The organism is Erythrobacter sp. QSSC1-22B, from assembly GCF_001678665.1.
Lineage (GTDB): Bacteria > Pseudomonadota > Alphaproteobacteria > Sphingomonadales > Sphingomonadaceae > Qipengyuania.
On record NZ_LZRP01000009.1, the window covers coordinates 1 to 24,813 of the forward strand.

Here is a 24,813-nt window from a genome sequence, read left to right on the forward strand (position 1 = left end):
CTCAAAATCATTCGCATTGATTTCATAGGCTTGCGATCTTGCGAGCGATGAACTGGATAGAAGCGAGATATAGCCACGCGGTGGCGCTCTGGATGGTTCGCTCGAAGTCTTTGGCGAGGCGGCGATTACGTCCCAGCCATGCGAAGGTGCGCTCGACGACCCAGCGGCGGGGGAGCACTTCGAAGCCCTTGGCGCGATCGGATCGCTTGATGATCTCGATTGTCCACTTGCCGATATTCGTCAGCGCCGAGCGAAGCTTGTCGGCAGCATAACCTCCGTCCGCGAAGACATGGCGCAGCCAGGGGAAGCTGTGGCGGATGCTGGCGAGCACATCGGGGGCGCCGTCGCGGTCCTGCACATCGGCGGTGTGGACCACGGCTCCGAAGAGGAAGCCTTGGGTGTCGGTAAAGATATGGCGCTTCCTGCCCTTGATATTCTTGCCCGCGTCATAGCCCCGTGGCCAGCCGCTTTCCGTGGCTTTGACGCTTTGGCTGTCGATCACCCCGGCGCTGCGCGACGCCTCGCTCCCCGCCGCTCACGCACCGCCATCAGTAGTGTGTGGTTGATCGAGCGCCACAGCCCGATGTCGCGCCAGCGATAGAAGTAATGCTGCACCGTGGTCATCGGCGGGAACATGCCCGGCGGCAGCATCCGCCAGGTCGCGTCGGGCAAACTGCCTTCGGGTGGTGTCAGTCCACATGTGATCCTCCATCGATGTCTCGCAACACCGATTGAATCACATCATGCTGATATCACACAACTTCATTTTCGGTCAGACTCTAGGAGGATAGCCTCGCTTGAGCGTCTCCGCACCGATCACGTGGAAGTAAGCGCCGGCAACCCTTTCGCCGAGGGGAATAGGGTAGAAATCACGCGACGCACGGCTTGCAGACGCAACTACGACATCCTTCTCTCGCACGGCTTCCGCTGACATTATTCCGGTTAGCGCACCAATATAGCCAAAGGTGGGAATCGTTTTGTGATCGATTGCGAAATCGGGTCGATAGACACCACCGGCGAGATCCAGCCGCGCCAGTTCCGCCGAAAATGAGGCTCGTTCTTCGCCAAGGATGAACGAACTCGTAGGCAAACGCGACGAAAGGCTAAATGGTGCCATCTCGCCATACATCGAAACGATTTGAGCCGAATCGCGAAACCGAACATTCGGAAGTATCCCCGAAGTCGATCCGTCGCTCTGATCGAACTTTGGCGTGCCACCAATATAAACCCTATCCTTGTGTCGCTCGAGCGCACGCGCGAACTCCGCATCCTCTTCCGGTTCGGTCAGATCAGCACAAGCGTGTGCAAAAAACACTCGCTCTGCGCCCATGGCAAACAGGCGATCGAGAACTTGCGCATCCGCCCTTCGGCTTGGCTCGTCCGCTCCAAGGGCGTTGAGTGTCCTCTCATCGATCGCAACGACCACGACCTGCTGGTCTGCGGGATGCGATCACACCTCGGCGCGGACCGCACGAAATGTATCCTCGATCGGAAGTGCGAGATTGAGAAACCCGACCACCAGCCCGATCAGCATGGCCCATGCGGCTATCCGTCGCCGGGCTTTTTGCGGCTCGGCAGTATCCTTCTCACCGCGAAAAAGGCTCCGCAGTCCTCGACGCCAGCGCGCGGCAAAGCGGAACGGGCCGCCATCCAGATCTGGTTCGTCAACGATACGCATAGGCCGTGGGCGGCAACCGCCTTCCCTCAACAATCGATTAGAGTTCCACAGTTCCTAGGGGTGCAAAGGGTAATATTTCGTAACTTTCGGCCCTCGCTGCGTTTGCGATGTCGAGCCGTCCGGTCTTGCGGGCACCGCGAAAGAGCGGAAACCGGAAAAACATTCAGACCGGGCGAAATCCGGCAAATGCGGGCGCGAACCGATACAAGACACGGTTCGTCGAATGCTCTTTCCGTTTAGGAACAATCTGGCCCGGCAGGATTTTCGGCTATTCACGCAAAGAAGGATCGCACTATGAAAACTCGCAATTTGATGTTCGCAGCGGCCGCCGGCTCGCTGATCTCCGCTCCGGTCGCCCTCCAGGCAGCCACTGCCGCGCCGGTCGATCGCAGCTCGATGCCGGCGAGCGACGAATCCGAACTCGGCGGCGGGATCGGCGCCGGGCTCGTCATTGCCGCTCTAGCGGGCGCAGGCATGCTTGTCCTCATTCTGACCGATGATGACGATGATGACGTGGCAGTGAGCCCCTGACCCAGGTCATTCGTTACCCAGAAAGGCGGCCCCCCGGGGTCGCCTTTTTTTGTAGCTGCTGGCTGCTCCAAATTTACAATGCTCCGTGTCGACCCCCGCGATCTTGACGCGAGGATTGGACAGCGATGGGGTCTTTCGTTACCCGGCCGTTGCAATTCGATGACAGATTCTCGCGAACCCAAGGCGCCCGTAGCCCCCATCCACCGCATTCAGGACAACCTGGTCGCGCGGCTCGAGAGGCGTGCGCTCAATCATCTGTGCCTCAAGATGCCGCCCTGGGTCACGCCAGACATGCTGACCTTCACCGGGATGGTCGGCGCCTTGCTCGTGTTCGGCGGATATCTTGCCAGCAATCTGGACGCCAACTGGCTGTGGTTGTCGATCGTGGGGTATTTCGTACACTGGTTCGGCGATTCGCTGGATGGCAGCCTGGCGCGGTTCCGCAAGATCGAGCGCCCGCGCTACGGCTATTTCCTCGATCACAGCTGCGACGGCTTCGCCACCATGCTGGTGGTGGTCGGTATCGGGGTCACCCCCTATGTCCAGCTCGAGGTCGCGTTGATCGCGCTGGCGGGTTATCTGCTGATGTCGATCCACGCCTTTCTCTCGGTCCGCGTGGTGGGCGAGTTGCGGCTATCGTATTTCAACGCCGGCCCGACCGAATTGCGCCTGATCCTGATCGGCCTGACGCTGGCGATGCTTATAGCGGGGCTCGAGAGCCCTATCTTCTGGGGCCTGAACGGGTTCGACCTGTTCGTCGGCGGCGTGGGGCTTATCCTGATCGCATTGTTCGTTCTTCAGACCGTCACCACCGCGCGGCGCCTGGCAAAGGAGGAGCCGGCCCGGATCTGGCGCGGCTGAGGCGGGGGCTGAGAGGCCGGATCGACTGCGAAACGCAGGCGCGAGTGTCTCGCGCTTCGGGTACTACGCCGCTGCGTGAACCAGACTTTCACCGGCGAACCAGCGTTCGAAATCCGCAGCTTCCATTGGATGCGCGAAATAATAACCCTGCCCTTCGTCGCATCCCATCGCGGTGAGCAGATCGCCCGTGGCGGAAGTCTCGATGCCTTCGGCGACGACGCAGTAGCCGAGTTCATGCGACAGCGAGATCATCGAGCGAACCAGCGTCCGCTCGCGTTTGCCCAGCATCATGTCCCGTACGAAGGATTGATCGATCTTGACGATCTTGGCCGGGAGACGCTGCAGATAGGCAAGGCTGCTGTGACCGGTGCCGAAATCGTCGATGGCGATCCCGATGCCCGCTTCATCGAAGGTGACGAGCTGCTCGATCGCCCGCGAGGTGTCTTCCATCACGGCGCTCTCGGTTACTTCCAGTTCGAGCATTTCCGGCCGCACGCCGTGTTTCAGAAGGTACAATTGTATCCTCTGGGCGAAGTCGGTTTCCGAAAGATTGGTCGCCGAAATATTGATCGACAGGTTGATATCCATGCCCTGCTTGCGCCACGCACCAAGCTGCCCCAGCCCCATTTCTATGACGCTCGCGGTTGTCGAGCGCGCCAGTGAGGTCTTTTCGATGATCGGGATGAATTCGGCCGGCGAGATTTCCCCGAGCCGGGGATGCGTCCAGCGCAGCAACGCTTCGGCACCGACGCAGCGGCGCGTCGCGAGATCGACGCGCGGCTGATAGACCAGTCGCAATTGCTCCGGATCTTCCAGGGCCGCGCCGAACTCCTCGAGGAGCAGAAAGCGTCGGCGATGTGCGTTGTCTTCGGCCAGGGCATAGATACCGATACCGGTCTGCGAGAACCGGGCATCCAGCGCTGCACTGTAAGCAGTGCGGAGGACGTCGGCCGGCGAGCTCTCGCCGGTTACGAAGGGCGCAACACCGATCTTGGCATTGGTGACGAAGCGGAAGGTTCCATCCGTCCGCAACAGCCCGAGCATCCCGGCTAGCTGCGCCATATACGCCTGCTGGTCGGTATCGAGCGGCGCGAGAAACGCAAATTGGGTCGCGGCGACATGATAGGCCGGGCGCCTTGCCCCGAGCAGTTTGCGCAAGGTGCGCGCCGCTTCCTGGACCATGGTATCGACATAGTCGGAGCCCAGCACACGGATGCCCTCGGTGAGCTGTTCGTGGCCGGCCAGTTCGACGAGCACGACCTGACGCGTTCTCCCGGGATCGTCCCGCCCGAGGTCGTCGAGATCGTCGAAGAACTGAACCCGGTTCGCCAGGCCGCTGATTGGATCGACGCGGCCGAAGGCGTGCTGGAGTTCGATCTGCGCCATCACCATCTGCGCCAGATCCGTGAGGGCGGCCATCTGGGAGGCGGTCGCCGTCTTGGGCTCCATACCCAGTACGCACAAGGCGCCCAGACCGAAGCCTTCGCGCGTGGTCAGCGGCGCGCCGGCGTAGAACCGCACCCCCTGCGAGGCCAGCACGCTGTTCGCGTAGCGGGGGTCTTGCAGGAGATCGGGCACGACGATCGTCTCGGTGCTTTCCGCGACCGCCGCGCACGGCGCTGCATCACGCGGGATCGACGTGTGCGCGACGCCGACCCGCGATTTGAACCACTGGCGGTCGCTGTCGGTCAGCGAAACCGCGGCGATCGGGAGGTCGAAAATCTGGCTCGCCATGCGTGTGATGCGATCGAAGCTCTCGCTCGGCGGGGTATCGAGCAGGTTCAAGCGGCGCAGAGCGTCGAGCCGCCCGGATTCGTCGAAAGTCTTCATCGCGAATCTCATAGATGAATTTGGGCCCAGGAACGTTGAGAGATTGGGTTTTATTTGCATTCGTCCGTTAGCCGGGCATGTCGCGCCAGTAAGGTTGCAACAAAACGCCTTGATACCACAGGCGTCAGAAGACGGCGTGGTCACCGCGTTCGGGGGTTGCGGTTCCCTGCAGGACCGCGCGGTAGTAATCGAACAGGGTCTCGGTTCCCGTCGCGGGCGTCGCGTCGGGATCGTAGCAGCCGGTCTGCGGATCGAGCACCAGCATCGACTCGGTGGCGTAGTAGCGGCCGATCCGGGCCAGCTCGGCCTTGTCGGCCAGCGATGGCACCACCCGGCCAGCCACGCCGAGCGCCGCGGCGAGGGTGTCGAGCAGCGCAACCGGGACCGAGCGAAACTTCGCAGCACGTCCCAGCATCGCGAACAGCGCCTCGCCCTGCTGGCGCGGCGTGATCGCCTGCCCCGGTCCGCCGATTGGGAGGATACGGTTCCAGCGGCCCTCGTCGATCAGGCAATCCGCGATGTAGTTCGCCAGATCACGGTCGCTGATCGGCTTGCAGGCGGTCAGTGTGCCATCCCCGAACAGCAGGAACGGGCGACCTTTGCGGACTCGCTCGATCTGGCCCGAGAGCGATTTGAAGAAGGCGGTGGGGCGCACGATCGAATAGCGCAGGCCGGAGCCGATCAGCGCCGCCTCGAAAGCCAGCTTGGCGTGCTGGAAAGCCAGCAGCGGTTTCTGGACGCAGATCGCCGACAGCAGCACGAAATGGCCGACGCCTGCGCGCTGCGCCGCGTCCAGCGCCGCCATATGTGCCGCGCAATCGATCGCCCAGGCATCCCGTGGCGCGCCCGTGCGCGACGCCATGCAGGACACCACGGCGTCGAACCGCTCCCCGGCAAACCCGTCGGCAAACCCGTCTCTGGCGAGCGAGACGGGATCGCTGACATCGACCTGCCTGATCCCGGCGCCGGCAAACAGCCCAGCCCTATCCACCGCCGAGCCAGCGGCGGGAGACGCCCCGCGAACAAGCGCGACCACCTCGTGACCGCGCTCCACGAGCGCCTCCACCGTCGCCCGACCGATCGTCCCCGTCGCCCCGAGCACGCAGACCCTGAGACGCGGCATCAAACCGTCGGGCCCGTTCTGTGCCGCGGGCTTCGAGCCGATGTGGCCGTCGCTCCAGACGGGGTTGTCACGGACATATCCTTCACCTTGCCCCCCGTGTTCTCATCGGCGTTCTTCTCGGCGACCTTCTCGGCGACGGGTCGCGGCAACAATAGGCTGAATGGAAGGTGCTTGTATCCCCGCATTTTCGAGATCGTGAGCTGTTCTACCGCAGAAATTCGCCCGCCGAACGAACCGCGGCGGGGCGGAACTACGGTACAAAGGCCGTATTCAGGAGTCCCGGGGCTTGGTCTAGGCTCGAAGCCCCCCAAGTATGCCACTTAAGGATTACCATGCTCAAATTCACCACAGTCGCTGCGCTGACGCTCGGCTTCGTCCCGCTCGCGGCCTGCACGACGATGAACGATGCCACTGGCGATGTCGCAGCCTCGACCTCCACCGTCGGCGGCGCCACGATGTACCCGTCGCGGACCATCGTTGAAAACGCGGCCAATTCGAGCGACCATACCACGCTCGTCGCAGCGGTACAGGCGGCCGGACTGGTCGAAACCCTTTCGGGTCCGGGCCCGTTCACCGTGTTCGCGCCCACAAACGCCGCTTTCGCCAAGCTCCCGGCGGGAACGGTGGACACCTTGCTCCAGCCAGCAAATCTGCAATCCCTCCAGTCGGTGCTGACCTATCATGTGGTCCCCGGCCGCGTGACGGCGAGCGAGCTGCTCGCGATGATCGAGGCAGGCGGCGGGCAGGCCCAGCTGACCACCGTCCAGGGCGGGACGCTCACGGCAAGCGTGATGGGCGGCCGTGTGATGCTCACCGACGCCGCGGGCGGAATGGCCCATGTCACTCAGGCGGACGTCATGCAGTCCAATGGCGTCATTCACGTCACCGACGGCGTATCGCTTCCCGGCTAGCTCTGGCTTTTGTCAGCGTGGCGGGCGATCGTGATGCGATCGCCCGCCACCTCGGCGGCCGACCTTGTCTGCAAACCGCGGCCAGCCGTCAGCGTCAACCGCCACAATCTATCACTCGATGAAGAGGTGTCTTTTTGAAAATCAGCGACCGCAAAGAGCTATTCCAGAAGGCCAAGCCGCTGACCTGCGCACGGTCCGAAACCGTGCTCGAAGCGGTGAAGCGGATGGCCGACAAGAATTTCGGCTCGATCATCGTCGTCGATGATGCCGATTGCGTCATCGGGATGATGACCGAACGCGATATTTTCCGGCGCCTGATTGCAGCGGAACTCGATCCCAAGGCGACCAAGGTCGAGACCATCATGACATCGCCGGTCCGCACCGCAAAAGCGGACGACGAGCTGGTCGACTGGTTGCGGATGATGTCGAACGAGCGCTTCCGGCGTCTCCCCATCGTCGACAATGACGGTAAGATCGTCGCCGTCATGACGCAGGGAGACTTCGTTTCCTACACCTGGCCCGAACTGCTCGGCCGGTTCCGGGAGCTGGCTCAGGCCAGCCTGCCGGAACGCGCCAATCCGCTGTTTCTGATCATTAGCATATTGATTTATACGGTAGTCCTGATCTTTGCGATCACGCAATTGGGATAGCGCGATCGGACTCTGCGAAGCGTCAGCCGAACGGTAATCCGACAGGGTATCCCGATTGCAATTCCGACCGGGTGTCGATAACCTCAGCGTTGTGGAAACCAGCATCGCCAGCGAAGCAACGGCCACTGACGCAAGTGATTTCGGCGGTAAGCGCCCGGAGCCCGCGGTATGGGTGGCACGCCTGATCGAGGCCAGCCCGATCGCCTCGGTCATTTCCGACCCCCGCTTGCCCGACAATCCGATCATCTGCGTCAACCGGCCTTTCATCGAGCTGACCGGCTATGGCGTCGACGAGATTCTCGGGCGCAATTGCCGGTTTCTCTCCGGTCCGGGCACCGAGCCCTGGCTGACCGAACGGATCCGCCAGGGGGTCCGCGACCACCAGCCGGTGCTGGTCGAAATCCTGAACTACAAGAAAGACGGCCAGCCGTTTCGCAACGCGGTGCTGATCGCGCCGATCTACGACGAGACGGACGAATTGCTGTATTTTCTCGGCAGCCAGATCGAGCTGACCGACGACCATCCTCAGATCAGCCTGGCGCGGCGCGAGCGGGCCGCCACCATGCTCAAGACGCTCTCGCCTCGCCAGCTCGCTGTAACGAGGATGGTCGCGCAGGGGCTGCGCAACAAGCAGATCGCCGCCGAACTCGGGTTGGCCGAAAAGACAGTCAAGATGCACCGCGGGCTGGTCATGAAAAAGCTCGGCATCGAAACGGCGGCCGATCTGGTTCGCGTCGCGGTCGAAGCCGGCGACTGACCAACACCGCCCGTTTTCCGTGCCTTTAGGGGCTTACCGGCGGCCCGCATAAAGAACCCCTACCGACCAAAGCCCGTATTTGCTTCGCTGCAGGCGACGCTTAACAATTGAGCGTCTTCGAACGACCGGGTCCTTGCTTTTCGAATTGCGGGTCGGCTTGTCGCTCGGATGCTATCCAGCGGGCCGAAAGACCCGCAGAACCAACCGGGAGCAGCGCAATGGACGAACTTTCGTCATTCCAGTATTCGCTCGTTTACAACGCATTTTCCTTCACCTTCGCCGCGATGGCCGCCACGACGCTGTTCCTCTGGATCAGCCGCAGCCAGGTGGCCCCCAAATACAAGACCGCAGTCACCATCTCCGGCCTCGTCTGCGCGATCGCGGCCTATCACTATTTCCGCATCTTCGAGAGCTGGGAAGCAGCCTATGTGGTCGAGGGCGGAAGGGTCATCGCCTCGGGTCTCGCCTTCAACGACGCCTATCGCTACGTCGACTGGCTGCTGACCGTGCCCTTGCTGCTGATCGAGCTGGTCCTGGTCATGGGTCTGTCGCGTTCCGAGACGGTGAGCAAATCGACCAAGCTCGGCCTGGCTGCCGCGCTGATGATCGTGCTCGGCTATCCCGGCGAAATCGCGGACGACAACACCACCCGCGCCATCTGGGGTACCTTGTCGACCATTCCCTTCCTCTACATCGTGTATGAGCTGTTCAGCGGGCTTGGCAGCTCGATCGCCAACCAGCACGAAGGCGTCCGCAAGCTGCTCAAGCAGGCGCGGCTGCTCACCTTCGCGAGCTGGGGCTTCTACCCGATCGTCTACATGGCGCCCTTTATCGGCCTCACCGGTGCAACCGCGGAAACCACGATCCAGATCGGCTACACCATCGCCGATCTCGTCGCCAAGGCCGTCGTCGGGGTCCTGATCTACCTGATCGCAGTTCGCAAATCGGCCATCGAGTCCACAATTGCCGACGAGCGTGAGACAGCCAAGGAGGCGTTACCGGTCTGACCCAGCCGCGCGTCGCCTTGGCAAAGGAGCCGCTGTCGTCCTTCGGGTCGGCAGCGGCTTTGCCGTGGGTGCAGGCGGCTGCGCTGGCGTGCGCGCTACTGGTTGCGTTGATCCCCGGGTGGGCGGCGAGCCCCGCCTTGCCGGTGGTGGCGACGATGGTTTTTCTCGTCGGGGGCCTGCCCCATGGCGCCTTCGACATCCACCGCGTGCTGGCGCGCGCGCAGCTTGGCCACCGCCCGCTGGTGGTGTTCGGGGCGCTGTATGTGGCGATCCTGATCGTTGCATTGATGTTCTGGCGGATTGCCCCGCAAATCATCCTGCCGGTGTTCCTGCTGACGGCAATCGTCCATTTCGCCGAGGACTGGCCCGAGGTCGAGGAGCCGCTCTACCGCGCCGCGCTCGGGTTCGCACCGCTCTGCGCGATCGGAGTGGGTCATCCCGATGCGGTCGCCGCAATCTTCGCGGCGATGTCGAGCGAAGCGGCGGGCGCCGTCGTTAGCCGCGGCTTTCTGCTCCTGGCACCGGTCACCATTCTTGTCGCCGCGGTTGGGCTGGCCGTGACCGCGCGCACCGTCTGCTGGCATCGCCCGGCGCTGTTTGCCGGGCTGATCGCGGCGCTGTTCGTCCTCCCGCCGTTGGTCGGTTTCGCGCTGTTCTTCTGCGCTTTCCACACCCCGCGTCACATGATCGGCATCCGCCGCGAGCTCTCGCGCCATGCGCCGCTGCGGCTGGTGCTGATCGGCGCCGGACTGAGCGGGCTGGCGGTGCTGATCGGGCTCGTCTTCGCCCCCCAATTGCTATCGGGCGGTGTGCTCTCGGCGGCGGCGGGTTTCCAGTTGCTCGCCGCGCTCGCCCTGCCGCATCAAAACGCGGGGTGGATGGAACGCGTGCTCGCGCGCCGGGCAAACGCAGGGCGCGCACCCGGCATGGTGCCGGATGCGCGCCTGACGTCGTGACTTTGGCTTCGGGTCGCAGCCCTAGAAGGAAGTCCAGTCTTCATTGGCAGCCCGGCCGTTGGCCACCGCGAGGGCGGGCCTTGCGGTCAGGGCAGCTGCGAGTTTCGCTTGCTCCCGCCTGGCTCCGGGACTGGCCGGCAGCGCCGTCATCTTCCTGGATCCGCCTTGCGCAGCGCCGACATCGAACTGCGAGGCCCGTTCGGAGAGCGCGTTGACCTCGCCCGACAGGCTGAGCGCCGCGGCCGAAGTTTCTTCCACCATCGAGGCATTCTGCTGGGTGGCCTGATCCATCGAACCGACCGCGCTGGCGATCTGGCTGATCGCGGTCGCCTGCGCCTCGTTATCGGTGGCCATCCCGCCGAGCAGCGTGTGCACTTCGGCGACACCCTCGGCGATGTCGGCCAGCGCGCCGTCGACCTTTTGCACCATCTGGACCGCGGCACCGATGTCGTCCTGCGTGGCGGTCAGCTGGTCGCGGGCGCGACCGGCTTCTTCTTCGGCACGCATGGCCAGCGCCGAGACAAGATCGGCGACGACCGCGAAGCCTCGTCCGGCGTCCCCGGCGCGGCCCGCCTCGACGGCGGCGTTCATGGCGAGAACGCGGGTCTGGAAGGCAATCTTGTCGACCCCTTCGATGACATCGTTGATGCCCTTGGCGCTTTCCGAAACGCGGGTCATGGCCTGGACCGCCTCATCGGCGACGCCGCGGCCGCCGCTGACGGTCGAGATAGCGCTGTCGGCGCGTTTGACGGTCTGGATCGCGGCCTTGGCAGTCGCGCCGATCCGCTCGTCGATCTGCGCCAGCGCCGCCGAGGTTTCCTCGAGGCTCGCCGCATTGGCTTCGGTCCGGCGGGCGAGGTCTTCGGAAGCCTGGGCGATTTCGCCCGAGCCGGTCCGAATGGTCGCAGCGCTTTCGATAACCGAACCGATCAACTCGCGCAGGCTGGCCAGCGCTTCGTTGAAATTGGTCCGCAGCTCGACATAGGCCGGCGGGAACTCCGCATGGATATCGGCGGTCAGATCGCCTGCCTTCAGCGCCGTCAGGCTGTCGCTCAGCGAGCTGGTGACGACCTGCTGCTCGGCGGCGGCACGGGCATCGATCTCCGCACGCTGTACGGCCGCCACACGGAACAATTCGACCGCTTGCGCGACCTCGCCCAGTTCGTCCTGACGATCGCGATGCGGGACCTGCGCCTGGCCGCCTTCGGCAAGCGTAGTGGTCGCGCGGCTAACCTCGGCGAGCGGCATGGCAACGGTTCGACCGATCAGCTTCCAGATGCCGAACAGCACAGCCAGTCCCGCCAATGAGAAAAGCACGAGGACCGTGAATGCGGTGGATGCGAAGGCATTACCGGCTGCATCGTTGGTATTCGCGCGCTGGCCCTGGAGGTCGATCAGTTCCTGGGTCGCGTCCAATGCCGCGGTGGACGCCTCTCGGCCCTCCCCCTTGACCAGTGGAAGGGCTGCTGCACCTCCCTGCGAGTCGATAGCGGTAAAAATGCGCGCGTTTACTCCGTGGAGTTCGTCGATACGCTGCTCCAACTGTTGCAGCTGGGGCGAAAATTCGCCGGCGAGCGGCTCGTAGTCGGCGACAGCCTGTGCGATCACAGTCTCGTTTTGGGCGAGCCTTTCGTCGTACGTCTGCTTCTGCTGGGGCCCTTCCGAGGTCAGTCTGGAAAAGATGATGATGCGGTGTTCGCGCAATGCCGAGACCAGACGCCCAAGCGCTGCTGTCCCGGCAATTCCGCGATCGACATGGGCGGAGGCGATCTCGCTCATCGTCCGGGTCGCATAGATGCCGGACCCCGCGACCGTCGCAAGGATTGCGGCAATGATCGCGAAGGAAACGAACATCTTCTTGGACAAGCGCCATCCGATATACGTCTGCAGCATGAGTCTTCCATTATTCGAGGGAGCGGAGGGTAATGCTCCATTATAGAGCGGCTCCCTTCACTCCCTCGACGAAGCAGAATTTTTCTCCATCGCAGTGGCTTGCTTTGCGCCAGCGGGTGCTGCGCTCCGGCGAAGCGTCGACGCCTTACAAGCTAGCGGCGAGCCGCTTCCCCGATGACAGCATTGGTCTCAATGACCCGCCGCTTACTCGTGGCGCAGCGCGTCGATCGGATCGAGTTTCGAGGCGCGGCGCGCGGGGTAATAGCCGAACAGGATCCCCATCGCGGCCGAGAAGACGAAGCTGAGGATGTTGATCATCGGATCGAAGACAAAAGGCACGTCGATCAATCCGGCGAGGCCCCATGAAAACAGAAAGGCCAGCCCGATCCCGAGCAGGCCGCCAAAGCAGCACAGCACCACCGCCTCGGTCAGGAACTGCAGCCGCACCTCGCGCGCCAGCGCGCCGATCGCGAGTCGGATGCCGATCTCGCGTGTTCGCTCGGTCACCGAAACCAGCATGATATTCATAATCCCGATCCCGCCGACCAGCAGGCTGATCGAGGCGATCACCGCCACCATTGCGGTCAGCGCGCCGGTCGCCGCGCCAAGCGCCTGATTGACCTGTGCGGTATCGATGACGTTGAAATCATTGTCGGTGCCCATCTGCAGCAATCGCCGCTCGCGCAGCAATTCGACCAGCGATTCCTGGATCGCGGCGCTCGAATAGGCCGGATCGTATTTGATCACGAAGCTCTGGATGTTGTCGTTGCCGGTGAACCGCCGCTGCACGGTCTTGAGCGGCATCATCACGACATTGTCGGCATCCTGGCCGCCGCCGCCCTGGCCCCGCTCCTCGAGCACGCCAATGACGGTGCAGGACACCTGATCGAGCCGCAATTGTCCGCCCAGCGGGCTGACCCCGGGGACGAAGATCGCCTCGACGACCTTGGGACCGACCAGACATACGTTGCGGCCACCGCTTTCCTCCTCGCGGGTGAACGGGCGCCCTTCTGCAATCTCGATCGTCTGGGCGCGCAGATAGGCGTTCTCGACGCCCTCGACATTCGTCGACCAGTCCTGCCCATTGTTGAACGCGGTTGTGGGTGCGGTGACGCTGCCCGCCGCCTCCACAACGCCCGCTATCTGGTTGCTGACCGCGTCGATATCCTCGCGATCGAAGGGGCGCGGGGTTCCCCTGTCGCCACCGGTCGGAAAGACGATGAACACGTTCGAGCCGAGCGAGGAGATCTCCTCCTTGACCGAAGCGGTCACGCCATTGCCCAGCGTCACCATGGTGATGACCGCGGCAACCCCGATGATGATTCCCAGCGTCGTCAGAAACGAGCGCAGGATATGCCGCCGGATTTCGCGGAAGGAGAGCAGCAGGGTGGCGCCGAACATGCCGAACATCAGAGCGCTTCCGCAGCCTGTCGCGCGAGATTGCCGCGCTCGACCGATTCGACCAGCCCGTCACGGAAATGGACGATGGTGTTGGCGAAAGCGGCCATTTCCTTCTCATGCGTCACCATCAGGATGGTGATGCCCTCGCGGTTGAGCCGGGTCAGCAATTCCATGATCTCGATCGAGCGTTCGGTGTCGAGATTGCCCGTCGGCTCGTCGGCCAGCAGGACATCGGGCTGGGTCACCAGCGCGCGGGCGATGGCGACGCGCTGCTGCTGCCCGCCCGAGAGTTCTGCCGGGGTGTGATCGGCCCACGGCACCAGCCCGACCTGGTCGAGCGAGCGCAGCGCGGAAATTCGCCGCGCCTTCTTGGTCTCGCCGCGATAGAGCAGCGGGAGCTCGACATTCTCGATCGCGGTGGTGCGCGACAGCAGGTTGAACCCCTGGAACACGAAGCCGAGATATTTGCGCCGCAGCAGGCTGCGCTGATCGCGGTCGAGCGCCTGCACCTCGACCCCGCGAAACCGGAATACCCCTGCAGTGGGCACGTCGAGGCACCCCAGAATGTTCATCGTCGTCGATTTGCCCGAGCCCGAGGGCCCCATGATCGCCACGAAATCGCCGCGCTCGATCGTGACATCGACTCCCTTGAGCGCCTGGAACGCCGCCTCGCCCTCGCCGAAGGTCTTGGTTATCCCCACCAGTTCGATCAGCGGCGCCTCGCTCATGGCGCGTCGGCCTCGATCCCGGTGACCACATTCATGCCCGCCTCGAGTTCGTCTGAGCGTACGACCGTAAGCCGGCCATCGCTCTGCCCGGTCACGACCCCGATCGCCTTCAACGTGCCATCCGCCTGTGTGACATAGACCTGTTGACGGCTGCCGATGCCGATCGTGGCGCGCTGTTCGTTCTGCTCGAGCCCGATCGAGGGATTGAGAACGCCGCCGCCCTCTTCCTCCTCGGCATCGGGCCGGAAGCGCAGCGCGCTGTTGGGCACCAGCATCCGCCGCCCGGTGCTCTGCGTGGCGATGGTCGCGGTCGCGGTCATCCCGGGGCGCAGCAGTCCTTGCTGGTTGAGCACCGAGAGCCGCGCCTCGTAGCTGACGACGGAATTGGCCTGCGCGGCCGAACTCGCCTGCTGGCTCGCCTCGGACGCGGTGTTGCTGCTCGCCTGATCGACGCGTTCGACCACCGCCGGGAAGCGCCGTCCCGGATAGGCATCCACGGTGAAGCTGGCTTCCTGACCTTCCTCGACCTGACCGACATCGGCTTCGTCGACCGCGACCTGCAATTGCATCGCCGCCAGATCTTCGGCGATGATGAACAGCGTCGGGGTGCTGAAGCTGGCGGCGACGGTCTGGCCGGGCTCGACCTGCCGCGCCAGCACGATCCCGGCGACCGGCGATCGGACCACCGCGCGGTTGCGGTTGGTGACCGAGGTCGAAAGCTGCGCCTCGGACGAGCGGACTGCGGCCTGTGCGGAGGCCACCGTGGCATTGCCGCGGCGCACCGCCGCCTCGGCCTGTTCGAGTTCGACCTGCGAGGGCACGCGCCCGTCGGAAACCCTGAATACCTCGCGGAACCGCGCGAGCTGCGCCCGGTCGACATCGAGCGTGGCGCGCGCCTCCTCGACCCGCGCGCGCGCAGCGTTGAGATTGGCCTGCGCCTGGGTGATCTGATCCTCGATCACGTCGGTGTTGATCTCGGCCAGTACCTGGCCGGGAACGACGCGATCGTTGACATCGACCAGCACGCGATCGATCCGCCCCGACACTTCCGAGCCGACCTGGACCTGATTGGTCGGGCGCAGATTACCCGTGGCCGTCACCGTGAGATCGAGCGAGCGCAGCACCACCTCCTCGGTGATATAGCCGGGTGCCTCGTCGCCGCCGACGCACCGCGAAACCAGCAGCGCCAGAACCAGCAGGATCAGCGCCGGCAGCCAGAATTTCATCCACCGCCGCCAGCGCGGGCGCGGCTTTTCGCCAAGAAATTCCTCGATATCGCCGCTTTCCGCGGTCGCCACGGTGTCGCTCATCGCGCGGTTCCTTCGTCCATGTTATCCGGCTCGCCGTCCCAGCCGCCACCCAACGCCTGCGTCAGGCGAACGAATGCGGAGGCGCGCTCCACCTCGCTCGAGGCCAGCGAATTGCGCGCGGACAGGAGCTGGTTTTCCGCCAGCAGCAGTGTCTCGAAATCGATCAGCCCGGTCTCGTACTGGCTGCGCGCCAGAAGCGCCGCGTTCTCGCCCGCCTCCAGAGCTACGGCGAACAGCGCGACACGCGCCCGCGCAGCCCGCAGGTCGACCGCAGCGCCTTCCACTTCCTCCAGCGCGAACAGGATCGTGCGTTCCCAACTGGCGAGCGAACCACCCGCGGCAGCCTCCGCCGCGTCGATCTGCGCCCGCGTCCGACCGCCATCGAAGATCAGCTGGCTGATCCCGGCCAGCAGCCCGCCGGTTATGGTGTCGAACAGACCATCGAAACCGATCGAACCCGTACCGATGTTTCCGGTGAGCTGCACCAGCGGCAGCAATTGGGTCCGGGTGAGACCGATGCGGGCGCTGTCGGCAATCAGGATCGCCTCGGCCTGACGGACATCGGGCCGACGCCGTAAGACTTCGGCCGGAGCTTCGAACCCGATGCTTGTCGGCGGCACGGGGATCGGCCGCGTTTCCGCCTCGATCAGCGCAAGCACCCGGCCCGGCGGCTCGCCGATCAGCGTCGAGAGCGCATAGCTGCTGGTCGCCAGCTCGGCTTCGAGCGCAGGAATGATCGCCGCGGTTTGCGCCCGCTGCGCGCGCGCCTGTTCGACATCGAGGCTCGAGACCAGTCCCGCCTCGCGCCTCCAGACCGCGATCTGGAGATTATCATCCTGAATCATCAGCGTTTCGCGCGCAATTGCCAGCCGGACCGCGCTGCCGCGGGTAGCAACCGCGATCTGCGCCACTTGTCCAACGATCAGCCGCTGCACATCGGACAATGCGTAGCCCGCTGCGGCCAGTTCAGCGCGCGACACCGCGACATTGTAGCCGATCCTGCCGAACAGGTCGATTTCCCACTGGGCATCCGCACCCAGCGAAAGCGCGAAATCATCATCCGCGAAATCGCCGATATCGCGCCGGACACCGGCATTGGCATCGAACCGAGGCAGATAGCCCGCACGCGCCTGGCGCACCCCCGCCCTCGCCTGCGCCACCCGGGCGGCAGCGATAGTTAGATCGCGGTTTTCCCGAATCGCCAGTTCGACCAGTTCGGTGATCAGCGGATCGCCCAGCAGCGTCCAATATTGCGCGCTGTCGGGCGCGACCGGCGCCGGGTCGGCAACCCAGGACGACGGAACGGCGATCGCCGGCGCGGGAGCGGCCTCGAATACCGGAGTCGCGCACGCGGTCAGCGCCAGTAACAGCCCGGCAACCACTGCAATTTTTCTCTGCAACCCCTGCCCCTCCTTCGCCCGATACGGTTCTTAAAGCCTTGGGCGACGAAAGGAACTCTTATTTAACCGCCAAAATGGCCGGTTTGACTGCTACAATTACGCAACTGGCCCGCTCCAGCCGTCGAACTCATGCCGCGGGGTGGCGAGCCGCATCGCCGCTGCTATGAGCGGTTATGCCCGACAGACGCTCCATCATTCAGGGCCTCGCCATGCTCCCGGCGGCGCTCGCGCTGCACTCGATCCCGGCGGGCGGGCGGCGAGCGCGCAAGCCACCGCGCCTCCAGCTCGGCGACACGGTCGGGTTGGTCGAGCCCGCCTCCTTCAGCGACGATCCGGCGCAGATCGAGGCGGTGCAGGACACCATCCGGGCAATGGGGCTGGTCCCCAGGGTCGGCCGCCATGTCGGCAGCCGCCACGGCTATCTCGCGGGTACCGATCGACAGCGCGCCGCCGACCTCAATGCGATGTTCGCCGATGACGAGGTGCGCGCGGTCTTTGCGGTCCGGGGCGGGTGGGGAAGCGCCCGCCTGCTGCCCTTCCTCGACTGGAAAACCATCCGCGCCAATCCCAAGCTGCTGATCGGCTTCAGCGATATCACCGCGCTTCATCTCGCCTTTGCGGCCCGGGCCGGATTTCCCACGATCCATTCTCCCAATGCCGGCAGCAGCTGGCAGGAGGTGAGCTGGAACAGCCTGTGGCATCTCGCCTTTGCCGGCGCGGCGCCGACCTTCCGCAATCCCGCCATCGGCCCCGAGGACCGTGCCGGCGAGGAGCGCTGGCGCACCGTCCCGATCCGCTCGGGGAAGGCACGCGGACGCTTGCTGGGGGGCAATCTCTCGGTGCTGACCGCGCTCGTCGGCACGCCTTGGCTGCCGGATTTCGATGGCGCGATACTCTTTCTCGAGGACACCGGCGAAGCCGAATACCGGATCGACCGGATGCTGAGCCAATTGGCGCTTTCGGGCATCCTCGACCGGGTCGACGGCGTGGTCTTCGGCCACTGCACGCGCTGCGCCTCGGGGGTGGATGACTACGCCGGCTTCACCATTCCGGAGTTGCTCGACCAATATCTCGCTCCGCTCGGCGTACCGGCCTTTCGCGGGGCCAATATCGGCCACATCGCCAACCAGTTGAGCCTGCCCGTCGGCGTCGGCGTGGAGATCGACGCCGACCTCGGGACGATCCGGATACTCGAGCCAGTCGTCGCCTGAGAACATGCCGGCCGGCCAAGCGGTCTTGGCAACGAAGCGAGAGCGCAACCGCCGAGCCACCGTCCTGAGGGCGGTGCCAGATCGGAGGACCGGCCTTCTTAAGAGGTGCTGTCAGTCTAATCGCAACTTGTCTCCGATCGGCGCGGCTCTCCCCTTCCCCGGCCTGGTTCAGGCCATGAGGGTCTGCCACTCGGCCAAGGCGGCCGAGCGGCGGGTCTTGTAAGTTTTTCGGTCGATCAGGTGACGTTCGGAGTTGAAGTGATTGTGGACGTTGGCATGAACGGAGGCGAACTTTTGTAGCGCGCTCATCTGTCGAAAGCGCAGCATCGCCCGCTCTCGTCGTCGGAACGGAAGGTGTGAGTTTTCCACCCGGTTGTTCGCCCAGCGACCAATCTCCTGTTTCTGTTCACAGCCCAGCTCGCTCATCGCTGCTTTGTAGGAGCGCAGACCGTCGGTCGTGATCGTGTCGGGTGAGCCGTGGCGCTTCAGTGTCTTCTTCATGAAACTGAGCGCAGCGGCCTTGTCCCTGGTCTTGGTGACGTAGCTCTCGAGGACCTCGCCCTCGTGATCCACCGCTCGCCACAGGTAATGCATCTCTCCGTTGATCTTCACGTAGACCTCGTCGAGGTGCCACTGCCACTGGCGCAAGCCCCGCATGCGGCTGACCCGCTGCCGGCGGATGTCAGCAGCGAACAGCGGGCCGAACCTGTTCCGCCAGTGCCGGACCGTCTCGTGGCATATATCAATGCCACGCTCCGCCAGCAGGTCTTCCACATTGCGCAGCGACAGCGGGAAGCGGACGTACATCATCACGACGAGCCGGATCACCTCCGGTGACGAATTGAAGTAGCGGAACGGGCTGGCTGGCTTTTTTGGGCAGGGCATCGGACCGTCCTGACCCGCCACTCCTTACCACCCGGTGCATTTGCTCTGACAGAGCCAATGAGACCTATTGCAACTTGCCTGATCGCCACGAGCCTGGTGGTTATCTCCCCGCTTTCCGCTGAGGATACGCCCCAATACGATCTGGTCATCCGGGACGGACGCGTGCTCGACGGTGCGGGCAATCCATGGACTGAGGCCGATGTTGCTATAGCCGATGGGCGGATTGTGAAGGTCGGCATCGTCACAGGACAGGGCCGCCAGGAACTTGATGCCACTGGTCGCTACGTCGCCCCGGGTTTTATTGACATGCTAGACCAGTCGGGCTCGGCGCTGCTGCGCGATGGCAGCGCAGCGAACAAACTTCAGATGGGGGTTACTACGCTGATAGCCGGCGAAGGCGGCACTGCGGTTCCGGCGCACGACCTCTCGGCCTATTTCTCGCAGTTGGAAGCGCAAGGGATCGCGGTCAATTTCGGAACCTATTACTCGGCGACGCAGGCGCGGGTGGTGGCCATGGGCGATACGGCGGGAACGCCCACACCCGATCAATTCGCGCAAATGGAGCGCGAGGTCACCGCCGCCATGCGCGCGGGCGCCTTCGGTATCTCCACCGCACTGATATATCCCCCGGCCACCTTTCACTCAGCCGACGATCTTGCGCGGCTGGCGAGCATCCCTGCACAATGCGGCGGCATCTATGCCACTCATATGCGCGACGAGAGCAGCGAGCTCATCGCCGCGATCGAGGAAGCGATCTCGATCGGCGAGCGCAGCGGAGCGCAGGTGGAAATCTTCCACATCAAGGCCGCCTTTGCGCCGCTGTGGGGTCAGCTGATGCCGCAAGCTATCGCTACAATCGAACAGGCACGCGCCCGGGGAGTCGACGTAGCGGCCAATATCTACCCGTACCGGGCAGGCGGCACCGGGCTCTCGCCGACCGTGCCGACCCATGTCTTCGAAGGAGGGCGCGAGGCCGCACATGAAAAGCTTCGCGACCCTGCCGTTCGGGCCGTCTTAAAGCAGGAACTGCTCGCCGGACCCCAGCCCGACTGGTCGAACCTGGTCCACGCGTCAGGCGGATGGGACAATGTCGTCCTTGCCAATGCCTATGATCCGGCGATGGAGAGATTCGAGGGACAAAGCTTCGCCGCGATTGGTGCCGCGCTCGGCCGCGATCCTGCCGATGTCGCCTGGGACACGCTTTTGAACGCCCTGCCCGAGCGGGCCAGCGCGCTCTATTTTATGATGCATCAGGACGATATCGACCTCGCGATGCGCCAGCCGTGGGTCAGCATCGGCACCGATGCTGCTGCCGCGATCACGCCGGTCGATAGCGAGCCTCAAGGGATGACCCACCCACGATCCTACGGCACCTTCCCGCGCATCCTGGCCGATTACGTCCGCGACCGCGGCGTGCTCACCCTGCCCGATGCGATCCGCAAAATGACGTCGCTCCCGGCGCTGCGGATGGGGCTCGAGGATCGGGGTCTGCTTCGACCCGGGATGCGCGCCGACGTCGTGGTTTTCGATGCGTCTCAGATCCAGGACCGCGCGACCTTTGCCCAATCCCGGGTGCAGTCCACCGGCGTCGACCATGTGATCGTCAATGGCTCTCTTGCGCTTTACAATGGAGAGTTGACCCCAGCGCGAGCGGGCATGGTTTTGCGCCATACCTGCGAATTTACATTTGAACCAAAATAATAGCCGGCCCCCGATCCATCGGCTAAGCAACCGAAATCAATAAGGAAATCAATGCGTCTCGATCTGATGAGCTGGCCTGAAGTTGATATTTATCTCAAAGGGAGGAATGATATCGTCGTTCCTATTGGGTCGACAGAGCAGCATGGTCCCAATGGCCTTGTTGGAACCGACGCTTTATGCGCCGAAGTTATTGGTCGGGCTGTAGGGGAAAAAGCGGCCGCGGTAGTGGCTCCGACTATCTCGATAGGGATGGCGCAACACCATCTCGGCTTTCCTGGATCGATGTCACTGAGGCCATCGACGCTGCTGGCGGTGGTGCGGGACGTGATCGCGTCGCTTGCCCAACAGGGTTTTCTCCGCATCTCGTTCGTAAACGGGCATGGCGGCAATATCGCAACTGTCACAGCTGCCTTCGCCGAGTTCTACTCGGAAACGAGCTTCTCCGCCGGACGCACGGCCACACGCGTGGAGTGTCGCCTGCGTAACTGGTGGGAAGCACCATCTGTCCAGACAATCACGAGTGAGTTGTTTGGCGATGCTGAAGGTATGCATGCGACCGCATCCGAGGTTTCCGTGACCCAGTTCGCGTTCCCCAACGCGATCAAGAGAGTGGACCTTGATCCGGAAATAGCCCCTACCGGAGTATTTACAGACGCAGTCAGCTATTGTCTTGCCTTCCCGGATGGCCGTATCGGATCGAACCCGACGCTCGCGAGCCCTGAGGCCGGCGCCCGGCTGGTTGAGGCGGCGGCCTCGGACCTGGCAGTCGACCACCTCAAGTGGATCGGTCGCCACGAAGCCTAGCTGGACCCGCGTTATCTGCTCACAACTGCTAACGGAGCCCATCCTCGCCAGCGAAGCCTGCCAATCGTCTTTATGTTAAGCCTCGTTCGAATCCCCCGCGTCCGCCTCACTGTCGAGTTCCGGCACCGACAGGTGTGACAACACCTGACCCGAGAGCACCGGGTCGAGCCGGTCGGCCTGCCCCAGCGCCCAGCCCTCGCCCTGCCCTACCCGATCAACCGCGTTCCGCCAGCCGGTGCATTTGCCATCACGCCCGTGTTGCGCCCCATTCCTGAACGTACTGGACCTGCAAGTTTCCAAGCGGGGGCGGCAGTTCGGCGCCTTCGCAGGTCAGGCCTAGGTAGGTTGCCGCTCGGGTAGCTCCTACATAGAGGTACCTTTCGAACAGGTCTGGCATCTGCGCAGCCAAGGGTGCTGTCAGTCTAATCGCAACTTTTCTCCGGATGGCAGAGCTCTCCCCTACCCTGGCCTGGTTCAGGCCATGAGGTTCTGCCACTCGGCCAGTGCGGCCGAGCGGCGGGTCTTGTAGGTCTCTCTGTCGATCAGGTGGCGTTCGGAGTTGAAGTGATTGTGGACGTTGGCATGGACCGAGGCGAACTTTTGTAGCGCTCTCATCTGTCGAAAGCGCAGCATCGCCCGCTCTCGTCGTCGAAACGGCAGGTGTGAGTTCTCCACCCTGTTGTTGGCCCAGCGGCCAAGCTCCTGTTTCTGCTCACAGCCAAGCACGCTCATGGCTGCCTTGTATGAGCGTAGACCGTCAGTGGTGATCGTGTCGGGCGAGCCGTGGCGCTTGAGTGTCTTCTTCATGAACCTGAGCGCTGCGGCCTTGTCCCTGGTCTTCGTGACGTAGCTCTCGAGCACCTCGCCTTCCTGATCAACCGCTCGCCACAGGTAGTGCATCTCTCCGTTGATCTTCACGTAGACCTCGTCGAGGTGCCACTGCCACTGGCGCAAGCCCCGCATGCGGCTGACCCGCTGCCGGCGGATGTCAGCAGCGAACAGCGGGCCGAACCTGTTCCACCAGTGCCGGACCGTCTCGTGGCATATATCAATGCCACGCTCAGCCAGAAGGTCTTCCACATTCCGCAACGACAGCGGGAACCGGACGTACATCATCACAACCAGCCGGATCACCTCCGGTGAGGAGTTGAAATAGCTGAACGGACTGGCTGGCTTGCGAGGTCTGGGCATCGCCCTGCCCTAGCCCATCACGCGCCTTCGGCCAGTGGGTGCATTTGCTCTGACAGTGCCGGCCCGAGGCACTCCTTTCAGAAGGCACTGTCATCACCCGCGAGTGGAAGGGCGCCCGCCATGACGTGGAGGTTGCGGATGGCGGGTTCATTTACCGTGGCGAACGCTGGAAGAGCCTGTCCGAGGTGGCACGGACTATTACCGGCACGCGCTGGAACGGCCCGAGGTTCTTCGGTCTGAGAGAAGCAGCATGACCCGTCTGCGCGCGGCGATCTATACCCGCAAGAGTTCCGAGGAAGGGCTCGATCAGGAATTCAACAGTCTCGACGCCCAGCGCGAGGCCTCCGAGGCATACATCACCTCGCAGAAGAGCGAGGGATGGGTCCTCGTGCGCAACCGCTATGACGATGGCGGCTGGTCCGGAGGTAATATTGAGCGGCCGGGCCTAAAGGCGCTGCTGGCGGACGTGGAAGCAGGGAAGATCGACATCGTGGTCGTCTACAAGGTCGATCGGCTCAGCCGCAGCCTTTCCGATTTCGCGCAGATGGTCGAGCTCTTCGACCGGCACAGCGTCTCGTTCGTTTCGGTAACACAGGCCTTCAACACAACCACCTCAATGGGAAGGCTGACCCTCAACGTGCTGCTGTCGTTCGCGCAGTTCGAGCGCGAGGTGACCGGCGAACGCATCCGCGACAAGATCGCTGCCTCGAAGGCAAAAGGCATGTGGATGGGAGGCAATCCGCCGCTGGGCTATGATCCGAAGGACCGGACGCTGGTGATCAACGAAGCGGAGGCAGCCACCGTGCGCCACATCTTCCGCCGGCATCTTGAGCTGGGCTCGGTCTACGCCCTCCACACTGAACTTGAGCGCGATGGCGTCCGCACGAAGATTTTCAAATCCCGGAACGGCGCGGTCCGCGGCGGAGCCCCCTTCGGACGCGGCAATCTCGCCCACCTGCTGCGGAACCGCGTTTACCTCGGGCAGATCGTGCACAAGGGCACCAGCCATCCCGGGTTGCATCCGCCGATCATCGATCAGGAGCTGTTCGACGCAGTGCAGGAAAATCTGGCACGCAAAGAACGGGGCAAGCGCGAACGCGCCCCCTCGCCCGCTCCCCTTGCCGGACTGCTTTACGATGCACTCGGCAACAGGATGGCTGCCACGCACGCGCACGGCCGCGGCGGCAAACGCTATCTCTATTACATCTCCCCGGTCCCGGCATCCCATCCCGATGCGGCCCGGGTGTTGCGACGGGTACCGGCGCCCGGAATCGAGGACATCCTGATGGAACGGCTGCGATGCTGGAGCAGCCGGCCGAACGCGGGGTGGTCTGATCTGCTTCCTTTCGTCGTCCGCGTAGAACTGCACTGCGATGCTCTGGTCGTTGATCTGTCGCCCCCGCCCCACGAAAAGTGGTTGGTCGAGATACCGGAGCAGTACTCTGGGAGTCCGGATGGTACTCTCCGGATCACCTCGCCGGTGAAGATCCAGTCCCGCGGCGGGCGCACATCACGCATAGACGGTTCCGCATCCCCTCTCCGGATGCGGCCCGACAAGACCCTGATCGCGGGACTGCGCCGCGCACATGCCGAACTGAAGAGCTGCGGAATCGACGTAATCGATAGCAAAGCTTCGATCGAGCATGCGCGCGGGATCAAGGATCCGTATCTGCGAAAGCTGTCCGCCCTCGCGTTTCTGGCGCCGGATATCCAGCGGGCGATCCTAGAGGGCCGCCAGCCGGCAGGTATCAACCTTTCCGATCTACTTTCGTTCGAACTGCCCCTTGCATGGGACGATCAGCGGAAGCTCCTCGGTATAGCATGAGCAGGTCCTGCAATGTGCCTGCAACGGTCCTGCTGATCACCTGCTAGCGACCTGCTAACGTCCTGCTGGGCTCCTGTTCAATCCCTGCTCTTTTCACGGATCATAGCTTGGGAGCAGCTATCGAAAACACCAGAGTTCTGCCGTTTTTGGTGGGCTTTTC

The 24,813-nt window shown here is 63.6% G+C and carries 22 protein-coding genes and 2 pseudogenes; 12 read left to right on the forward strand and 12 right to left on the reverse strand.

What is annotated here, in order from left to right; genetic code table 11:
- Nucleotides 1-22: 22 nt before the first annotated feature.
- The 3 genes and pseudogenes from A9995_RS13530 to A9995_RS16765 all read right to left on the reverse strand — a co-directional run.
- Nucleotides 23-657: pseudogene (locus tag A9995_RS13530) on the reverse strand (IS5 family transposase); the annotation flags it as partial.
- Nucleotides 658-772: 115 nt separating this feature from the next.
- The gene (locus tag A9995_RS13535; protein WP_067613928.1) at nt 773-1,426 is read right to left on the reverse strand and encodes a CHASE2 domain-containing protein; all 654 of its coding nucleotides are present in this window, start codon (nt 1,424-1,426) and stop codon (nt 773-775) included.
- A 24-nt stretch (nt 1,427-1,450) separates the two neighbouring features.
- Complete coding sequence (locus A9995_RS16765; RefSeq protein ID WP_145916960.1) at nt 1,451-1,678, reverse strand: hypothetical protein; 228 nt, start codon at nt 1,676-1,678, stop codon at nt 1,451-1,453.
- A gap of 294 nt (nt 1,679-1,972) precedes the next feature.
- Here A9995_RS16765 and A9995_RS13540 point away from each other — a divergent pair, with 294 nt between their 5' ends.
- Together A9995_RS13540 and A9995_RS13545 are read left to right on the forward strand one after the other, a co-directional pair.
- Nucleotides 1,973-2,209 (forward strand): hypothetical protein, encoded by a 237-nt coding sequence (locus tag A9995_RS13540; RefSeq protein WP_067613930.1) that lies wholly within the window; start codon nt 1,973-1,975, stop codon nt 2,207-2,209.
- 159 nt (nt 2,210-2,368) lie between these two features.
- On the forward strand, nt 2,369-3,070 hold the full coding sequence (locus A9995_RS13545; RefSeq protein WP_067613932.1) for a CDP-alcohol phosphatidyltransferase family protein: 702 nt from the start codon (nt 2,369-2,371) through the stop codon (nt 3,068-3,070).
- 63 nt (nt 3,071-3,133) lie between these two features.
- Here the strand turns inward: A9995_RS13545 and A9995_RS13550 are convergent, their stop codons facing one another.
- Nucleotides 3,134-4,900, reverse strand: coding sequence for a bifunctional diguanylate cyclase/phosphodiesterase (locus A9995_RS13550; RefSeq protein WP_067613934.1), 1,767 nt, complete (start codon nt 4,898-4,900; stop codon nt 3,134-3,136).
- Between the two features lie 124 nt (nt 4,901-5,024).
- On the reverse strand, nt 5,025-6,023 hold the full coding sequence (locus tag A9995_RS13555; RefSeq protein ID WP_199797272.1) for an NAD(P)H-binding protein: 999 nt from the start codon (nt 6,021-6,023) through the stop codon (nt 5,025-5,027).
- Nucleotides 6,024-6,355: 332 nt separating this feature from the next.
- Here A9995_RS13555 and A9995_RS13560 point away from each other — a divergent pair, with 332 nt between their 5' ends.
- From A9995_RS13560 to A9995_RS13580, 5 genes are all read left to right on the forward strand, one after another.
- Nucleotides 6,356-6,934, forward strand: coding sequence for a fasciclin domain-containing protein (locus A9995_RS13560; RefSeq protein WP_082992732.1), 579 nt, complete (start codon nt 6,356-6,358; stop codon nt 6,932-6,934).
- Nucleotides 6,935-7,068: 134 nt separating this feature from the next.
- Nucleotides 7,069-7,584, forward strand: a complete 516-nt coding sequence (locus A9995_RS13565) for a cyclic nucleotide-binding/CBS domain-containing protein (protein WP_067613936.1) — start codon at nt 7,069-7,071, stop codon at nt 7,582-7,584.
- 172 nt (nt 7,585-7,756) lie between these two features.
- Complete coding sequence (locus tag A9995_RS13570) at nt 7,757-8,341, forward strand: LuxR C-terminal-related transcriptional regulator (RefSeq protein WP_067614086.1); 585 nt, start codon at nt 7,757-7,759, stop codon at nt 8,339-8,341.
- A 218-nt stretch (nt 8,342-8,559) separates the two neighbouring features.
- A complete protein-coding gene (locus tag A9995_RS13575) occupies nt 8,560-9,348 on the forward strand; it encodes a bacteriorhodopsin-like (protein WP_067613938.1) in 789 nt (262 codons plus the stop codon).
- 17 nt (nt 9,349-9,365) lie between these two features.
- Nucleotides 9,366-10,304 (forward strand): Brp/Blh family beta-carotene 15,15'-dioxygenase, encoded by a 939-nt coding sequence (locus A9995_RS13580; RefSeq protein ID WP_145916961.1) that lies wholly within the window; start codon nt 9,366-9,368, stop codon nt 10,302-10,304.
- A 21-nt stretch (nt 10,305-10,325) separates the two neighbouring features.
- Here A9995_RS13580 and A9995_RS13585 read toward each other — a convergent pair whose 3' ends face one another.
- From A9995_RS13585 to A9995_RS13605, 5 genes are all read right to left on the reverse strand, one after another.
- A complete protein-coding gene (locus A9995_RS13585) occupies nt 10,326-12,170 on the reverse strand; it encodes a methyl-accepting chemotaxis protein (RefSeq protein WP_369815855.1) in 1,845 nt (614 codons plus the stop codon).
- 231 nt (nt 12,171-12,401) lie between these two features.
- Nucleotides 12,402-13,598 (reverse strand): ABC transporter permease, encoded by a 1,197-nt coding sequence (locus A9995_RS13590; protein WP_067614092.1) that lies wholly within the window; start codon nt 13,596-13,598, stop codon nt 12,402-12,404.
- An 8-nt stretch (nt 13,599-13,606) separates the two neighbouring features.
- Nucleotides 13,607-14,326, reverse strand: a complete 720-nt coding sequence (locus A9995_RS16770; protein ID WP_067613941.1) for an ABC transporter ATP-binding protein — start codon at nt 14,324-14,326, stop codon at nt 13,607-13,609.
- Entirely contained in the window at nt 14,323-15,636 is a 1,314-nt protein-coding gene (locus A9995_RS13600) for an efflux RND transporter periplasmic adaptor subunit (RefSeq protein WP_067613943.1), read from the reverse strand. Before A9995_RS13600 ends, A9995_RS16770 begins: the two co-directional genes overlap by 4 nt.
- Complete coding sequence (locus A9995_RS13605; RefSeq protein WP_067613945.1) at nt 15,633-17,036, reverse strand: efflux transporter outer membrane subunit; 1,404 nt, start codon at nt 17,034-17,036, stop codon at nt 15,633-15,635. The genes A9995_RS13600 and A9995_RS13605 overlap by 4 nt, the downstream gene beginning before the upstream one ends.
- Before the next feature lie 173 nt (nt 17,037-17,209).
- Here A9995_RS13605 and A9995_RS13610 point away from each other — a divergent pair, with 173 nt between their 5' ends.
- Complete coding sequence (locus tag A9995_RS13610; protein WP_082992734.1) at nt 17,210-18,247, forward strand: LD-carboxypeptidase; 1,038 nt, start codon at nt 17,210-17,212, stop codon at nt 18,245-18,247.
- A gap of 168 nt (nt 18,248-18,415) precedes the next feature.
- Here the strand turns inward: A9995_RS13610 and A9995_RS13615 are convergent, their stop codons facing one another.
- Nucleotides 18,416-19,132, reverse strand: coding sequence for an IS6 family transposase (locus tag A9995_RS13615; protein WP_067614096.1), 717 nt, complete (start codon nt 19,130-19,132; stop codon nt 18,416-18,418).
- Between the two features lie 57 nt (nt 19,133-19,189).
- Between A9995_RS13615 and A9995_RS13620 the strand changes: the two genes are divergently transcribed.
- Nucleotides 19,190-20,833 (forward strand): amidohydrolase family protein, encoded by a 1,644-nt coding sequence (locus A9995_RS13620; protein WP_067613947.1) that lies wholly within the window; start codon nt 19,190-19,192, stop codon nt 20,831-20,833.
- 51 nt (nt 20,834-20,884) lie between these two features.
- Nucleotides 20,885-21,637, forward strand: coding sequence for a creatininase family protein (locus tag A9995_RS13625; protein ID WP_067613949.1), 753 nt, complete (start codon nt 20,885-20,887; stop codon nt 21,635-21,637).
- A 474-nt stretch (nt 21,638-22,111) separates the two neighbouring features.
- Here the strand turns inward: A9995_RS13625 and A9995_RS13630 are convergent, their stop codons facing one another.
- The gene (locus A9995_RS13630; protein ID WP_067613951.1) at nt 22,112-22,828 is read right to left on the reverse strand and encodes an IS6 family transposase; all 717 of its coding nucleotides are present in this window, start codon (nt 22,826-22,828) and stop codon (nt 22,112-22,114) included.
- An 80-nt stretch (nt 22,829-22,908) separates the two neighbouring features.
- On the opposite strand from A9995_RS13630, the pseudogene A9995_RS16135 reads away from it, so the two are divergent.
- Nucleotides 22,909-23,082 (forward strand): annotated as a pseudogene (locus tag A9995_RS16135) (DUF2924 domain-containing protein); the annotation flags it as partial.
- Nucleotides 23,079-24,653 carry a recombinase family protein gene (locus A9995_RS13635; RefSeq protein ID WP_067613953.1) on the forward strand — a complete coding sequence of 525 codons (1,575 nt, stop codon included), beginning with the start codon at nt 23,079-23,081 and terminating at the stop codon, nt 24,651-24,653. The pseudogene A9995_RS16135 and the gene A9995_RS13635, both read left to right, overlap by 4 nt.
- Nucleotides 24,654-24,813: the final 160 nt, after the last annotated feature.

Coding starts and splice junctions, on each gene's coding strand:
- A9995_RS13610 (WP_082992734.1), top strand. CDS start 17,210: ATGCCCGACAGACGCTCCATCATTCAGGGCCTCGCCATGCTCCCGGCG.
- A9995_RS13615 (WP_067614096.1), bottom strand. CDS start 19,132: ATGCCCTGCCCAAAAAAGCCAGCCAGCCCGTTCCGCTACTTCAATTCG.
- A9995_RS13630 (WP_067613951.1), bottom strand. CDS start 22,828: ATGCCCAGACCTCGCAAGCCAGCCAGTCCGTTCAGCTATTTCAACTCC.
- A9995_RS13540 (WP_067613930.1), top strand. CDS start 1,973: ATGAAAACTCGCAATTTGATGTTCGCAGCGGCCGCCGGCTCGCTGATC.
- A9995_RS13635 (WP_067613953.1), top strand. CDS start 23,079: ATGACCCGTCTGCGCGCGGCGATCTATACCCGCAAGAGTTCCGAGGAA.
- A9995_RS13545 (WP_067613932.1), top strand. CDS start 2,369: ATGACAGATTCTCGCGAACCCAAGGCGCCCGTAGCCCCCATCCACCGC.
- A9995_RS13555 (WP_199797272.1), bottom strand. CDS start 6,023: ATGCCGCGTCTCAGGGTCTGCGTGCTCGGGGCGACGGGGACGATCGGT.
- A9995_RS13600 (WP_067613943.1), bottom strand. CDS start 15,636: ATGAGCGACACCGTGGCGACCGCGGAAAGCGGCGATATCGAGGAATTT.
- A9995_RS16765 (WP_145916960.1), bottom strand. CDS start 1,678: ATGCGTATCGTTGACGAACCAGATCTGGATGGCGGCCCGTTCCGCTTT.
- A9995_RS13620 (WP_067613947.1), top strand. CDS start 19,190: ATGAGACCTATTGCAACTTGCCTGATCGCCACGAGCCTGGTGGTTATC.
- A9995_RS13590 (WP_067614092.1), bottom strand. CDS start 13,598: ATGTTCGGCGCCACCCTGCTGCTCTCCTTCCGCGAAATCCGGCGGCAT.
- A9995_RS13575 (WP_067613938.1), top strand. CDS start 8,560: ATGGACGAACTTTCGTCATTCCAGTATTCGCTCGTTTACAACGCATTT.
- A9995_RS16770 (WP_067613941.1), bottom strand. CDS start 14,326: ATGAGCGAGGCGCCGCTGATCGAACTGGTGGGGATAACCAAGACCTTC.
- A9995_RS13550 (WP_067613934.1), bottom strand. CDS start 4,900: ATGAAGACTTTCGACGAATCCGGGCGGCTCGACGCTCTGCGCCGCTTG.
- A9995_RS13560 (WP_082992732.1), top strand. CDS start 6,356: ATGCTCAAATTCACCACAGTCGCTGCGCTGACGCTCGGCTTCGTCCCG.
- A9995_RS13625 (WP_067613949.1), top strand. CDS start 20,885: ATGCGTCTCGATCTGATGAGCTGGCCTGAAGTTGATATTTATCTCAAA.